This is a genomic window from Pseudofrankia coriaricola, assembly GCF_032027725.1.
GTDB lineage: Bacteria > Actinomycetota > Actinomycetes > Frankiales > Frankiaceae > Pseudofrankia.
In genome coordinates, this window is the sequence record NZ_JASNFO010000132.1 from 16166 (window position 1) to 29732 (window position 13567).

A 13567-nucleotide genomic window follows, 5' to 3' on the forward strand; every position below is an offset into this window, starting at 1 on the left:
GTCACGAATCTTCGCGTCAGCGACCCGCCACGGCGATCAAGCCGCGATCACGGCGGAAGTCAGGTTTCACACGTCCGTCGGGATCCGGTCACTGCAACACCTTTCGGTACTGGTGTTGCAACACCGCTAGAACTTAAGCCGCCCTACCGGGGCCAAATCAAACCGCCGTAGCCAGGCCGGTCGTGTCAGCTACCGATCCAGCGTGTCGGTCGAGGTATGGCGCAACCACGGGATCGCGGCCGTGACCACGTTCGAGCACGAGGCCTGGCAGCGCCCGAGGCTCCGTGGCGTGAAGCCGGAGCCGGCACGGAGCCACCCCGCTGGTGCGGGTCCGGCGCGGGATCGGGCCGGGTGTCGATCCCCGGGCCGGCAACTTCGCACGCCTGGCCGGCGGATCGTGCTGGTCCGAACAGCGTCGACACCCACCGCATCGCCCTGATCGCCGCAGTCACCATGGAGGACAAATGGTGGCCGACTGCTGGGTTCCCTGCGGATCACAGCGGTGGTAGTCGGCGGCACTGATCTCGGGCGATGGCGGCGGGACCCCCACCGCCCGACGCATGAGATTCGCCGACCGCGCGAGGAAGCAGCATAGATATCTCTGTCGCTCGGGCGGCCAACGAAACGTCAGCAGTGATCGCCCGACTCGAGCACTATCTCTACGAAGCAGGTGCCACCTGCGGCGAAGCGCACCCGTGCCGGTTCGATCACGCCACGGTTGACTACTGACAGCTCAACCTCGGTCCAAATCACCGTCGAAATCCAGGATTTTGGATCCATTCTCCGAGGTGATTCCAAACTCCTTCGATATCGTGTGGATAGATTTTTCCAGGAACTGCAATCTCCCCTCCCAGGGGTAGGGAGATTCGGCGCCGCAGTAAGCGTTCACGTCAATACCACTGCCTCGCAGCTTGTAGATATTCGTTTCATCACCCATTTGGGCATCAAGCGCAAACTCTTCGGCCGCCCCCTGCGTCCTCTACTAAACAGAATCCAAGTAGCTGGACTGCCATGGGCCCGCGACCTGCACAGATACGCTCGGATGGGTCCACCTACCAGCATTCCCACCAGTAGAAGTCGAGATGAATTCACTATCTCCTCTATTTTCAACAACATGTGCCCTAATATCCAAGTTATCGCCCTGGGGTTTGAATCAGCGACCCGGACAGTTACCCACCGCCTACAGTATGGCGGCGTCGATTCCATGCATGACGCGGGCTAAACGTTGTACCCCTTACTTCTAAGTCGCTCAGCCAGCGACGTTTGATGGGGTGGTCTGAGGATAAACTTGTCTTTCTTTTCGTCATACGAGTCCAAATAGCCACTCACTTGCGATCCAGCCTGATACTCATCTTCATCATCGATATACAGGGCGTCGATCAGTCCAACTCGCGACAATCCAAGATCAACAATAACTCCCCACCGAAGGACCGCAACTATACTGCCTGACACCAGAGTCCCAATGAGTCGGCGTTCACCCTCCTCCAGCTCATGCAGGTTCATCACCCGACCAGCGATCTCGGGTATTGGTTCAAGATGTTAAACAGGGTGTTCGGGATGGCCACTTCGGTCCCAGGAACTCCGTTGTGAGAGCCTACGTGCTGACTGAAATAGCGGTCGAAGTCGGCTTTCGGGATTCGAATGTGGATCACAGCCGAGTCGTATTGCCCGCGGCTTGCATAGTCGAGCGCTATTTCTCTGCCCTCGTCGTGGGGCCCAAAGTAGGCTCTTCCGTCGGGATATCCGTTCCCAGACCCAGGAAAGTCCGCCGGATCAAAGCCATCTTTCAGCAACTTGCCTGTCGCCCCCTTGGCTGGCGCCTTGTAAATCGACACATCGCACGCTGGATCTGTGTTGTGAACCAGGACCGGCGTTTTTCCTGCGAGTACATAGTACGTGTGGAGGTCGGTGACGGTGAGGTTGTAGGCGGGTGCCTGGCGGCTGGTCCCGGGCTCGAGGCCGGATACTTGTCGCCTCGTGGCCGTCGGCGCGTAGCAGTTTCTCGCCGGAGGCAAGTTGGTCGGCGCGTTCGAAGCGGTGGTCGGTGGCGGACCAGAACGGGTGGTCCTCGGTGGTGGTCAGCACCGTACCGTCGGCGAAGAGGAGGTCGGTAAGGGTGTCGTTGTGGACCCAGACGTGGACGACCGTCTTCGCTGCCTGTTCCCCGGTTTCGGGGTTGGTGGCAAGGACCTGGTCGCCGGCGTGGATCTGGTCGATGGGTTTGGTGGTGCCGTCGGCCATCAGCACGGGGGTGGCGCCGGCGAAGCTGCAGGCGTGTACGAGGTCATCGCCGGCTCGCGCCGCGGCGCCTTCACCCTGTACCGTGCCAGAACTCGAGTTCCGGCCCTTGAACTGCGGCTTCGCTGTCCGCCACGGTGGTGCATGATCGTGATTCATGGTGGTGCGGCTGACGTATCTCGCGATGGTTCGGGTGTTCGGCTGGCTGGTCCTGCTGACGCACAGCGACGCGGCGAGGACGTCGGAGCTGCTGGTGCCGCGTCATGAGGTCTCGGTCCTACGCCGCCAGGTCCGGCGGCCCCGGTTCACCTGGCCTGATCGCGCGATCCTGGCCGCATTGGCCCGGTTGCTGCCCCGGGAGGTCCGGGCACACCGCCTGGTGACCCCGGCGACGTTGCTGGCGTGGCATCGCCGCCTGGTCCGCCGACAGTGGACCTACCCGCACCGGATGGGCCGCCCGCCAATAGATGAGGAACTGCAGGGGCTGGTGATCCGCCTCGCCCGCGACAACCCGACCTGGGGTCATCGCCGTGTCCCGGGCGAACTGTTCGGCCTGGGCCATCGGATCGGCGCGGGTACGGTCCGCCGGATCCTCGCCGGTGCGGGTCTCGGCCCGGCGCCACGTCGCCACGCCGACACCAGCTGGCGAACCTTCCTGCGAGCCCAGGCCAGCGGCCTGCTCGCCACCGACTTCTTCCGCATAGACACGATCGCGCTACGCCGGCTGTACGTATTAGTAACGTGGAATCTGGCCGCACGATCTGCGCATCACCGAGTGGATCTTCTTCCTTCGATGCCGTTCTTGCTTTTGCCCAGGTCGATTCCGACATAGCCGGCGTTTCGAGGCTCGTACCCGACAGGTCCGAGCGCATCGGGAACGATCTTCTAGGGGCCAGATTCCACAGAATGCTGTTCGTCATGGAGATCCAGACGTGGCGCGTCCACATCCTTGGCGCGACGGCCCACCCGACCGGACCCTGGGTCACCCAACAAGCACGCCAACTCGTCATGGACCTCGACGGGCGGCTCGACGCGTTCCGGTTCCTCATCCGCGACCGAGACGCGAAATACACGAGGTCGTTCGACGACGTGTTCGCCTCCGAAGGCATCCAGGTCGTGCGGACTCCCCCGCGGGCTCCGCGGGCGAACTGCTACGCGGAGCGGTTCATCCCATCGGTCCGTCAGTAGTGCACCGACCGGATCCTCCTCTACGGCGAACGCCACGCCACCACCGTGCTCGACCAGTACGCCCGCCACTACAACGACCACCGACCCCACCAAAGACGAGACCAACGACCACCGAACCACGACCTGGCCACCGTCACACCCCTCGACGGCCCGATCCACCGCCGCAAGGTCCTCGGAGGCGTGATCAACGAGTACCACCAGGCCGCCTGACCGAACAGCGAAACCCCAGGTCACGCCCCCGAATCGAGTTTTGGCACGCTACAGCCCGCTACTTCCGATGCGGCGCACGGGCTGGCCCGACCGTCCGGGGTGGCACAGGAACTCTTCCGACCGGCTGCGTAGCCACGCGAAGCAGCGGATGTTTCTCGCCTTCATCCCTGATACGGCGGCGGTGACGGCCGAACCGTCCGCCGCCGGGCATGTCAGCCGGGCAGATCTCGTGGCTGGTTCTCGGCGCTAGCGGGGGTAGTTGGCCAGGTCGCGGTCTCGTCACGGATGATCGTTTGGATGATCTCGAAGCGGGCGCCGTCATCGCCGCGTCCGGCGTGATGACCACGGCCCGGCCACCCGAGGCCCGAACAGCGATCATTCATGATCGAACGGTTGGCGCAGTCGCGAGTTGTGGCCCATCGGAGAACCCACGACGACAGACGCGGTGAAGCGCCCGACCAGCTCCTTCTTCTTCGTGTCGACGCTGATCACCGGGTCACCGGCGGCCAGGTACGCCGCCGCGGTGGTGTTCAGGTACCGGAACTGGGCGTCGCGGTCGGGGCTCTGCGCGCCTTCCAGGGCCTTGCGGGTCGACTGCAGGCTGTAGCCCGCCGACTTCAGGATCTTGGCGACGACGGAATGGCTGACCGCATGCCCCGCCCGGGTCAGCTCGCGGGCCAGGTGCCGCGTCGACTTCGTCGTCCACCGCAGCGGCGACTCCGGATCTCCACGGGTTTCCGGCTCGACCAGCGCGTCGAGTGCGGCCATCGCCTCGAACTTCTCGGACCCCGTACTTGGCGTGACTGGCGCGCTCGTGGATGAAGCCGATGACCTCGTAACCGGGAGCAACTCCCTCGGCCGCGGGGCCGGTCTTCGTCACGATCCTGGCCAGGTCATCGCCCGCCGGACACGGTGATATCGGTGCCGGTGACGTACGATGCCGCCGGCGAGACCAGCCACGACACAGCGTCGGCGATCTCTTCGGGGCGGCCCATGCGACCGAGCGGGCTGCTCGCGCCGACCTCCTGCCCTCCTGGGGTGGCCGCGGCCATTTCCGTGTCGATAGCGCCTGGCGAGACGCTGTTGACACGGATCCCTTCGGGGGCGACCTCGTTGGACAGACCACGGCTGAACGTCACCACGGCGCCTTTCGTGGCCTCGTACGGCACGACTCCTTCGACGTCGGGGAACGCCGCCTGGGCGGCGATCGAGGCGATGTTGACGATGGAGCCGCCGGTGCCGCCGTGTGCGGTCGACATCGCTCGGACGGCGTGCCCGGCGCAGATCATGGGGCCCACGACGTTGACCTGCATCAGCCGGGTCAGGTGGTGCGCGTCCTGCTCGTCGATGCGTGCCTGCTTGCCGGTTGTCCCGGCGTTGTTGACCAGTGCGGCCAGCAGCCCCAGCTCACGCTGGGCGCGTTCGAACATGTCCGCGACGGCATCCGGTGCCGCCACGTCCGCGCGCACGGCGATGGCCCGGCCGCCGCGTCCACAGATGGCCGAGACCACCGATTCGGCGCCGGCCGCGTCCGCCGCGTAGTTGACCACCACGCCGTACCCGTCCTCGGCCAGCTTCTGGGCGATCGCGGCACCTATACCCCGGCTGGCGCCGGTGACGATCACCGCGCCTTTCCCCTGCTCAGTTCGCGTCATCTTGTCGACCTCCGTCGCGGCATCTCTTGTAGGGGCGGGCCGCACTTTGCCGTCCGCAACGTCAACGACCCGACGATGAACGATCAGCAAGACAGGCTGACCAACCACGCCGAGCATTACCCACAGGGCCACGGCGAAACCCCACGCCATCCCTGATCGGAGCGGGGCGCCTGGCGTCGCAACGTGGCCGCTTCCGTGGCTGATGCTGGCAACCGGGGCAGCCGGAGGAGGTTCGGGTCGTTCACCCCGGTCGCCGACGAGCCAGCTGTTGTCCTGGGTGTGGACACCCGCGTACCGGCTCGTTGTCAAGCACCACCGGATCGGGTTCGCTGAAAACCTCGAACGCCCAGCCCTGCGCCGTCGCCACCTGCTCGGTCCAACCAAGGGTGAACGCGACCTCCCCGCTGGCGAGGCGCCGGCGCGGCTTGACGTCGATGACTGAAATCAGCCCGTCCGCTCGCACCGCCACGAAGTCGGGGACATGGCGGCGCACCATGCCGTCGACGTTCGCGACCAGCTGGTGTTGAACGGCTGCGACACGACCTGCCGGAGACACGGGTCTCGGTCTGCCAGCAGCAACCAGGCCAACTCCAGCCGCGACTCGTAGCCGACATGACCGCCCGTCACCGCGGACCAGTACAGGCCCGAGTAGTGAGCCTGACCCTGCCGCCACCGGAACGCTCGCCACGGCAGCGCACCGTCAAACCCGATCGCCATCGGGCGGTCGAGGTCGACCTCGTCCACGCCGTGGGCCCGGCGCACCCGGAGCCGAACGGTCTCCGCCGCACCCGCCGACCGCGCCATGTCATGACACCCCCAAAGGCTCCTCATCGCGACGATAAGAAGACAGAAAGTGCCGATCTAGGGGTGGACGTGTGATCCCTTGTACGCTCGCCCCGGCCCCGCCCTCAGCCGTGGCCGGCTGTCCCGATCTGCCATCAGCAGCCAGGCGAGCTCCAGACGCGACTCATAGCCGACATGTCCGCCCATGACCGCCGACCAGTACAGACCCGAATAATGTGCCTGCCCTCCACGCCACCGGAAGGTCCGCCACGGCAGCACACCGTCGAACCCGACTGGCACCCACCGATCCAGGTCAACCTTGCGGACACCGTCGACCCGGCGCAGCCGCAGCCGGACAGAGTCAGCTTCCACCGGCCGCGCCATGATCGGAAATCCTCTCAACGCTCCCATCTGTGACGATAGGAAGGCGCGAGATCACGATCTAGGGCGCGATAGTGATCTCGCATGTCCTCGAAGGCGCGACGCCGTTGGCAACCGAAGATCCACCTACCTGGGTCTCTTCATCTCCCCGGGGAAGATGAAGTGCTCGGCGGGAATATGAAGATCAACGGGAGAACGTACAACAGGCCCATCGGCGTACCCGACCGGGGGCCTGTGCGCGGGCCCGACCAGGGGCCTGCCTATTGGGCAGGTCGCCGGGTGACAGCGACGCAGGTCAGCGGCCCGCTGTCTGTACCCGAGTGGACCAAGACTCGGGAGTACCAGCGTTGTGTAACCCGAAGCAGTTGTGGCAGCCGCTGACGGTCGGCAGCTACTTGCCTCTTATCCGTGCCGCCGATGTGTTGACGATCGACGTCGGTGATCGGTAGGAAGCGAAGCGGGCGCCGCAGGTCGTGATCCATCCCCAAAAGGGGAGTGGTCACGATCAAGGAGACCCGCGGTGCCTGACCCCGTCGTTGTCCGACTTCTCGTCGCGCTGTGCGCGGCGCTCGCCGTCATCGCCGGCATCCTCGCCCGTGCCGACGGAGCCAGCCTGCCCGGTGCGACGCTGCGCGGTGGGGCCGCGTTCGCCGGCGCGCTGGGCCTGGCGCTCGCCGTGCTCGCGGCGCTGGGCGCGCTGTAGCCGGCCGCCTGGCCCTCGCCCATGCTTCGAGGGCAAGCGGACCCGCACCGCAGCCGCCCCCGGCGGCGAGGAGCGGAAGCCGCGCGGCAGCACTCCCTGGTGGCGTCGACGACCTTTCGGCAACGCCAGCTCGCCAGCGCCCATGTAGGGATCGAACGAAGATGAGCAGCCGATCCTTGGGGTTCGCAGCTTACGTGAGCAGAACTCCGGTCCCGCGGCGGAGCCAGTTGAGCAGTTCTTGCTAGTGCTGCCGGGAGCGGAGTCCCACCGTCAGCTACTGAACGTGACCGCATTTTGGGTCCGGTGGAGGAGACTGAGGAGGGGTTCGACGTCGCTGGACGGCCTGCCCGCCGCGCCCAGCGGACCCGGTACAGCCAGCTTCCATGGCGGCGTCCAGCCAGCGCGTGCCGTGGGAGAATCGCGCTGATGGAGTGCACCGGTGCTCGGGACGGGCGGGACCTGTGAGGATCGAACCGGCGGACGACGCCATGTTCCGCGAACGCGACGCCTGGCGTTACTACCCGCCTTACGACTTCTACGACAGTGACGGCCTGCCCGTGAAGAACCCGGAGCTCTTCTTCGCCGTGCGCGACGACGATGGCGCCCTCATCGGCTTCTACTTCTTCGAGCCGGTCGACGACGGGCTGTTCTACGGGTTTGGCCTGCGGCCGGATCTCACTGGTCGCGGGCTCGGCGAGCAGTTCGTGTTGGCGGGCCTGGAGTTCGCCCGCCCTATCTACGGCCGGTGCCGCGTGGTGCTCGATGTCGCGGCCTTCAACGAACGCGCCATCCGCCTGTACCGGCGCCTCGGTTTCGCCGAAACCGGCCGGCATACCGAGACGTTCGACGGTTACGGGCCTGTGGAGTTCGTCGACATGGAAAAGCCCGGCTGAACGCCCTCCGCGTCGGGCTGGGTCGATGTGGAGGCTCTGTTCGCCGAGGGCGGCGACCCGTCCCACCTCCGGCCGCGACACCCAGCACCACCGATGGAAGCCACAGGGATCACGCGCCGCCGTCACTGAGGGTGACTGCTCAAATAGCTCGCGACCCGATGCTCATGTAGTGCTCAACTACGAGGCCGAGCTGGACGAGGTGATCTGATGCCGATCGCCGTCGACATCGACGTGATGCTCGCCCGGCGGAAGATGTCCGTCGGCGAGCTCGCGGACCGGGTAGGGATCACTCCCGCCAACCTGGCGGTCCTCAAGAACGGCCGCGCCAAGGCGCTGCGCTTCGCGACCCTCGCCGCCCTATGCGAGGTGCTCAACTGCCAGCCCGGCGACCTGCTGCGCTGGGAGGCCGAGGGCGCCGCGGGCGGATGACCTGCCCCGGGCGAGCTGGATTCAGATCGAGGTACGGAGGGCCTGCGCAGGTGTTCGGCGACCTCGGCGGGGTGCGTGGTCAGGCCGACGTGGCCACCGGGGACGTGCTGGAGTTCCGTGCCGAGGCGAGCGGCCAGCGACGCGGCGGCCCGGTAGGGAAGCTCGCCGCGTGAGTCCTGGCCGCCCGCGAGAACGAGCGCGTCCGGCAGCGTCTCCAGCCGCACGAGTCGGGGGTGTAGGAGATGAAGCTCGGCACGCTGCATTGCCTCACCCCGATACGGCGACCATGACGGCCGAACCGTCCGCTACCGCCCAGAGCGCCCGGTCCGGACCCGCAGGAGCGACGCGTCGAGTCATTCCAGCTCCCATGGCGGGGCCGGCTCGCGGTCGTCTGTTGGCGGCTGCCGTGGGCTTTGGCTTGGGTGCCGGATCTGCGGCTGGTGGTCGGCCTAGACAACGTTGCCGGGCGTTGTGGCAGTGCGCGATAGTCTTGCTACTTCTCGCATGATTCGTCACGTGGATTCGGGGGCCTTAGTGTCTGAGCCGTGGGTGGGGTTGGCGGAGGCGATCGGGGCGGTTCGGGCGGAGTTGGTCGCCGCGCAGGCGGCTGGTGTGGGTTCGCCGATCCGGTTCGCGGCTGAGCCGATTGAGTTGGAGCTGGGTGTGGAGGTTGCGGCTGGCGGTAAGGCGGATGCGGGGTCCGGATTGGTGTGGTGTCGATTGGTGCGGGTGGGCAGCGGTCCTCGACGTCGTCGCATCGGCTGACGGTGCGGTTGGCGCCGGTTGATCCGACTACGGGTGATCGGTCGCTGATCGGCGACGACGAGTAGCTCGCGGTAACGGGGCGTGGCTATGGGGGGTGGAGTCGGCGCACCGTCTGGCCAGGTCGTCGAGGTGCGGGCAGTTCGCGCCGATGGGCGGGAGCGGGTCGGCTCGGGCCTGTTGGTGACATCGCGGCTGGTGTTGACGGCCGCGCACGTGGTCTTTCCTGACGGTGATGCGCCAGCGGGCCGAGTGCGTCTTCGTGTCGGGGTCGGTCCGGGCGGGCGGGTCGAGGCGGAGGGTCGTGTGGTGTGGCCGGCGTCGCGGGCGGGGGTGGACGCCGCGTTGGTCCAGATCGTGTCCGATGGGTGGAGCGGGCCGCCGGTGGATCGGCTGCGGTGGGGGGTGTTCACGGGTCGGACGGGTGGGATCGCGTGTCAGGGGGTCGGCTTTCCCCGGGTGCTGCGTGAGGGCGATGCGGTGCGGGAGACGAACCAGCTGGTAGGGCACGTCAATCCGCTGGGTGGGCTGGTGAGTGACCGCTATGACGTGAACGTCGATGACCCGCCGCCGTTGGCTGGGCCGCGCGACGGTGAGCTGTCGCCGTGGGCGAGCATGTCGGGGGCGGCCCTGTTCGCCTCCGCGGATCGCCAGGGTGGCGGGGCTGGGTGGCTGTTGGTCGGGGTCGTGATCGCTGATCTGCGTGGGTTCGCCGGGGGCCGCCTCTCGGCGGTACCGGCGGAGACGTTGCTGGCCGACGGCGAGTTCCGCCGGCTGGTAGCGGCGGATGGTGGCGAGGTCAGCTGGCAGTCCGTCGAGCTAGTTGGTCTGCTCACCAACCAGCCCAGGCTGACCCGGCTACGAACGCCGGCGCAGCTTCTGCGGGCCGACTCCGCCGTTGTGGGTCTGCGGGGTGTTAGCGAAGAGCTGCTGACCGAGTTCGCCGACTGGTGCCACAGCGTCGGGGACACCGCAGTGCGGCTGTTGACCGGTCCGGGTGGGCAGGGCAAAACCCGTTTCGCCCGTGAGCTGTGCGTGCGGATGCGGGAGGCGGGGTGGGTAGTTGGCCTGGCTATCCCCAGTGAACAGGCGGCTGTCGACGAGGTGGCGGCCACGGACCGGCCGGTGCTGGTCGTCGTGGACTACGCCGAAACCCACAGCGGCTTCCTCGACCGGCTGCTGGGCCTGCTGGAAGATCGGGCCAGCCGCCGGCCGGTCCGGCTCCTCCTGGTCGCGCGCACCGCCGGGGACTGGTGGATGGACCTGTCCCGCCGGCACGACCTGGCAGAGGCAGCCGAGGTCGCGGCCTTGGCGTCGGTGGACGTCACGGTCGCCGGTCGCCGGGAGGCGTTCGCGGAAGCGGTCGAAGCGCTGTCGGCCCGCCTCGACGAGGTCGACCCCACGGTGGACTGGCCAGCCCGCGCCGCCGCGATCGTCCCTCCCCGCCTGGATGGGGATGATTTCGGGCAGGTTCTTGCTGTGCACATGGCGGCGCTGGTCGCCCTGCTCGATGCTGGCCGGCCCTCGGACTCCTCGCCGGGGGGGCCGGGTCCTGGGATCGGGTCGCGGATCGGCTGCTGCGCCACGAAGAGGACTACTGGATCCGAGCGGCCCATGACCGGGGCATCGACCGTGCCCGGTCGACGCTGGCCGACGGGGTCTTGGCCGCGACGCTGTGTGGCGCCGCGTCCCACCAGGAGGCGATGGCCACCCTGGCCCGGTTGCCGGGTTTCGCCGGCACGGATGGGTTTGCCTATGACGTGCGGGACCGGGCCGCGCGCTGGCTGGCCGACCTCTACCCGCCGCCCGCCGACCGGCCCGACAGCCGGTGGGGTGGGGTGGTACCCGACCGGGTCGCGGAACACTTCGTTGCCCGCGCCGTCGAACAAGATGAGGGAGCCGACAGACCCGGACAGTTGCTCGGCGGCGCCAGCGCTGGGCAGATCTACCAGGCGTTCACGGTGTTGGCTCGGGCCTCCGCGACCAGGCACAACCTCGCCGACCTCGTCTACCGGCTGATCGTCAGCGATCCGGCCAGCCGGGCCGTGCCCGCGGTACGGGTCGCGATCGAAACCCCCAGCCCACCCGAGCTGCTCCGAGCGCTCACCGACGCAGCGGATCAGCTCGACGCCGCCCGGCTCGCCGACGTGATCGACGAGCTGCCTCGCTACAGCACCCGCCTGCTCGATCTCGCCGCCGAACTGCAACAGACATCTGTCACCCGTCTGCGGAAATCCGCCTTCTCCGACGATGCTCTATCCAATCTCGCGCACGCGCTGACCAACCTTTCCGCGCGGTTGGGTGAGCTGGGCCGGTGGGAGGAGGGCCTGGCCGCGAGCGAGGAGGCCGTCGATGTCTACCGGCGGCTGGCCGAGGCCCGGCCCGAGGAGTTCCTGTCCGACCTGGCCGGGGCGCTGACCAACCTGTCGGTCGACCTGGGTGGGCTGGGTCGGCTAGAGGAGGGCCTGGCCGCGAACGAGGAGGCCCTCGCCGTCTACCGGCGGCTGGCCGAGGACCGGCCCGAGGCGTTCCTGCCCGACCTAGCCATGTCGCTGACCAACCTGTCGGTCGACCTGGGTGAGCTGGGTCGGTGGGAGGAGGGCCTGGCCGCGATCGAGGAGGCCGTCGCGATTCGACGGCGGCTGGCCGAGGCCCGGCCCGAGGCATACCTGCCCAACTTGGCCGGGTCGCTGAACAACCTGTCGGTGCGGTTGGGTGAGCTGGGTCGGTGGGAGGAGGGCCTGGCCGCGATCGAGGAGGCCGTCGCGATTCGACGGCGGCTGGCCGAGGCCCGGCCCGAGGCATACCTGCCCGACCTGGCCATGTCGCTGAACAACGTCTCGAACCGACTGGGTGAGCTGGGTCGGCCGGAGGAGAGCCTGGCCGCGATCGAGGAGGCCGTCGCGATTCGACGGCGGCTGGCCGAGGCCCGGCCCGAGGCATACCTGCCCAACTTGGCCGGGTCGCTGAACAACCTGTCGGTGCGGTTGGGTGAGCTGGGTCGGTGGGAGGAGGGCCTGGCCGCGAGCGAGGAGGCCCTCGCCGTCTACCGGCGGCTGGCCGAGGACCGGCCCGAGGCGTTCCTACCCGGCCTAGCCGGGTCGCTGAACAACCTGTCGGTGCGGTTGGGCAAGCTGGATCGATGGGAGGAGAGCCTGGCCGCGGTCGAGGAGGCCGTCGCGATTCGACGTCGGATGGCCGAGGCTCTGCCCGAGGCATTCCTGCCCGACCTGGCCATGTCGCTGACCAACCTGGCAATAGTTCTTGCCGCGCTCGGACGCACTGAGCCTTTCCCGGTAACGTCTCGTCGCGTTCCGTGACAACAATGGTGTGTTGGTGTATTGGGTGTCAGGCGGTCCTGCGGTGCTCGGTGTGGAGGATGACGAGGGCGGCTTTCGCGACGAGTCCGATCTTCCAGGGGTCGATGGTGATGTTGTGGAGCAGCCGGAAAGTGACCTTGAGCAGGGCGTTCGCGCGTTCGCCGACGGCGCGTAGCGCGTTGTGGATCCGGTTGTGTGCCTTCTGTTCGTCGGTGAGGGTGGCGCCCTTGGGCTTCTTGTACGCGATCGCGAGCGGCCCGGCCGGGCTTCCTATCCCTTCGTAGCCGAGGTCGAACAGCACCTCGTGCAGGTCGGCGGTCCATTCCTCGAGGATCGCCAGTGCGCCGGAGGCTTTCAGGGCGGTCGAGTCGTGCTCGCGGCCGGGCCGCACGTCCGAGACCCACAGCGGCCAGCCGTCGTCGGGGGCCGAGAGGACCTGGATGTTGCCGCCGTGGTTGGAGGCCTTGCCGGACCACCACAGGTCCACGCCTTCGGTCGGGCCGGGCATGCGCAGCCGGTCGGTCTCGATGACCGTGCCGTCGAGGACGAGGTGGTCGTAGCCGGCGATCCTGGCCCGCATCAGCGCTTCGCGCAGGTCAGGGGCCTGCCAGGCGAGCACGGCGATGCCCTCGTGCAGGTAGCGGTAGCCCACCGACCGGGACACTCCATGATCCCCGAAGAGCTGTCTGGCCCTGAGGCCGTCACAGAACCAGCGCAGGACCATGACGGCCTGTTCCAGCGCGGACAGCGTGCGGGTGCCGTCGCGGGTGCCACGGCGTTGACGCTCCGCGACGAGAAGACCCGCCAGGCGGAAGACGGTGTGATCGCCGAGGGGCAACTCGGCGGTGTATGTGAAACTCATCGAGGCGCGGGGTTCCCTGGGGTTGATCTTTGGTCGGAGCAACCTTCCTATCGGAGCCCCGCGCCCTCGTTGTCACAGCCCCAGGGATACTCACACCCCGTAACAGTCACCGAACGTCACAGGTCGTTGCTGGGAATGGCTCA

General features: G+C 67.4%; 10 protein-coding genes and 6 pseudogenes. 9 read left to right on the forward strand and 7 right to left on the reverse strand.

Features of this window, described 5'->3' with window-relative positions; translation table 11 throughout:
* Window positions 1–1502 precede the first annotated feature (1502 nt).
* Both QOZ89_RS48010 and QOZ89_RS48015 read right to left on the reverse strand, forming a co-directional pair.
* Window positions 1503–2015 (reverse strand): hypothetical protein, encoded by a 513-nt coding sequence (locus QOZ89_RS48010; protein ID WP_397428956.1) that lies wholly within the window; start codon window positions 2013–2015, stop codon window positions 1503–1505.
* Window positions 2005–2397, reverse strand: a pseudogene (locus tag QOZ89_RS48015) (Hint domain-containing protein); the annotation flags it as partial. The gene QOZ89_RS48010 and the pseudogene QOZ89_RS48015, both read right to left, overlap by 11 nt.
* Here QOZ89_RS48015 and QOZ89_RS43840 point away from each other — a divergent pair.
* Window positions 2396–2971: pseudogene (locus tag QOZ89_RS43840) on the forward strand (transposase family protein); the annotation flags it as partial. The pseudogenes QOZ89_RS48015 and QOZ89_RS43840 sit on opposite strands and share 2 nt — an antisense overlap.
* Before the next feature lie 176 nt (window positions 2972–3147).
* Window positions 3148–3636 (forward strand): annotated as a pseudogene (locus QOZ89_RS48020) (integrase core domain-containing protein); the annotation flags it as partial.
* Between the two features lie 447 nt (window positions 3637–4083).
* On the opposite strand, the pseudogene QOZ89_RS43855 reads toward QOZ89_RS48020, so the two are convergent.
* From QOZ89_RS43855 to QOZ89_RS43870, 4 genes and pseudogenes are all read right to left on the reverse strand, one after another.
* A pseudogene (locus QOZ89_RS43855) lies at window positions 4084–4398 on the reverse strand (ISAzo13-like element transposase-related protein); the annotation flags it as partial.
* A gap of 131 nt (window positions 4399–4529) precedes the next feature.
* Complete coding sequence (locus tag QOZ89_RS43860) at window positions 4530–5408, reverse strand: glucose 1-dehydrogenase (RefSeq protein ID WP_312630130.1); 879 nt, start codon at window positions 5406–5408, stop codon at window positions 4530–4532.
* A gap of 124 nt (window positions 5409–5532) precedes the next feature.
* The gene (locus tag QOZ89_RS43865; RefSeq protein ID WP_131803977.1) at window positions 5533–5787 is read right to left on the reverse strand and encodes a hypothetical protein; all 255 of its coding nucleotides are present in this window, start codon (window positions 5785–5787) and stop codon (window positions 5533–5535) included.
* 365 nt (window positions 5788–6152) lie between these two features.
* Window positions 6153–6446 (reverse strand): hypothetical protein, encoded by a 294-nt coding sequence (locus QOZ89_RS43870; RefSeq protein ID WP_198543230.1) that lies wholly within the window; start codon window positions 6444–6446, stop codon window positions 6153–6155.
* 529 nt (window positions 6447–6975) lie between these two features.
* On the opposite strand from QOZ89_RS43870, the gene QOZ89_RS43875 reads away from it, so the two are divergent.
* The 7 genes and pseudogenes from QOZ89_RS43875 (at window position 6976) to QOZ89_RS43900 (ending at window position 12562) form a co-directional block, all read left to right on the forward strand.
* Window positions 6976–7158, forward strand: coding sequence for a hypothetical protein (locus QOZ89_RS43875; RefSeq protein ID WP_071048734.1), 183 nt, complete (start codon window positions 6976–6978; stop codon window positions 7156–7158).
* Between the two features lie 461 nt (window positions 7159–7619).
* Window positions 7620–8051, forward strand: coding sequence for a GNAT family N-acetyltransferase (locus QOZ89_RS43880; RefSeq protein WP_071048735.1), 432 nt, complete (start codon window positions 7620–7622; stop codon window positions 8049–8051).
* A 207-nt stretch (window positions 8052–8258) separates the two neighbouring features.
* Window positions 8259–8480 (forward strand): helix-turn-helix domain-containing protein, encoded by a 222-nt coding sequence (locus tag QOZ89_RS43885; RefSeq protein WP_071048736.1) that lies wholly within the window; start codon window positions 8259–8261, stop codon window positions 8478–8480.
* 50 nt (window positions 8481–8530) lie between these two features.
* Window positions 8531–8653, forward strand: a complete 123-nt coding sequence (locus tag QOZ89_RS48515; protein ID WP_274536524.1) for a hypothetical protein — start codon at window positions 8531–8533, stop codon at window positions 8651–8653.
* 331 nt (window positions 8654–8984) lie between these two features.
* Window positions 8985–9310, forward strand: a pseudogene (locus QOZ89_RS48030) (trypco2 family protein).
* 547 nt (window positions 9311–9857) lie between these two features.
* Window positions 9858–10442 (forward strand): annotated as a pseudogene (locus QOZ89_RS48520) (P-loop NTPase); the annotation flags it as partial.
* Between the two features lie 503 nt (window positions 10443–10945).
* Window positions 10946–12562 carry a tetratricopeptide repeat protein gene (locus tag QOZ89_RS43900; protein ID WP_312630134.1) on the forward strand — a complete coding sequence of 539 codons (1617 nt, stop codon included), beginning with the start codon at window positions 10946–10948 and terminating at the stop codon, window positions 12560–12562.
* Between the two features lie 28 nt (window positions 12563–12590).
* Here QOZ89_RS43900 and QOZ89_RS43905 read toward each other — a convergent pair whose 3' ends face one another.
* The gene (locus QOZ89_RS43905; RefSeq protein ID WP_312630136.1) at window positions 12591–13424 is read right to left on the reverse strand and encodes a transposase family protein; all 834 of its coding nucleotides are present in this window, start codon (window positions 13422–13424) and stop codon (window positions 12591–12593) included.
* Window positions 13425–13567: the final 143 nt, after the last annotated feature.

What these genes read in the sequence shown, in the direction of transcription:
- QOZ89_RS43860 (WP_312630130.1), bottom strand. Translation starts at nt 5,408, where the DNA reads ATGCTCGGCGTGGTTGGTCAGCCTGTCTTGCTGATCGTTCATCGTCGG.
- QOZ89_RS43865 (WP_131803977.1), bottom strand. Translation starts at nt 5,787, where the DNA reads ATGGTGCGCCGCCATGTCCCCGACTTCGTGGCGGTGCGAGCGGACGGG.
- QOZ89_RS43885 (WP_071048736.1), top strand. Translation starts at nt 8,259, where the DNA reads ATGCCGATCGCCGTCGACATCGACGTGATGCTCGCCCGGCGGAAGATG.
- QOZ89_RS43900 (WP_312630134.1), top strand. Translation starts at nt 10,946, where the DNA reads ATGGCCACCCTGGCCCGGTTGCCGGGTTTCGCCGGCACGGATGGGTTT.
- QOZ89_RS43905 (WP_312630136.1), bottom strand. Translation starts at nt 13,424, where the DNA reads ATGAGTTTCACATACACCGCCGAGTTGCCCCTCGGCGATCACACCGTC.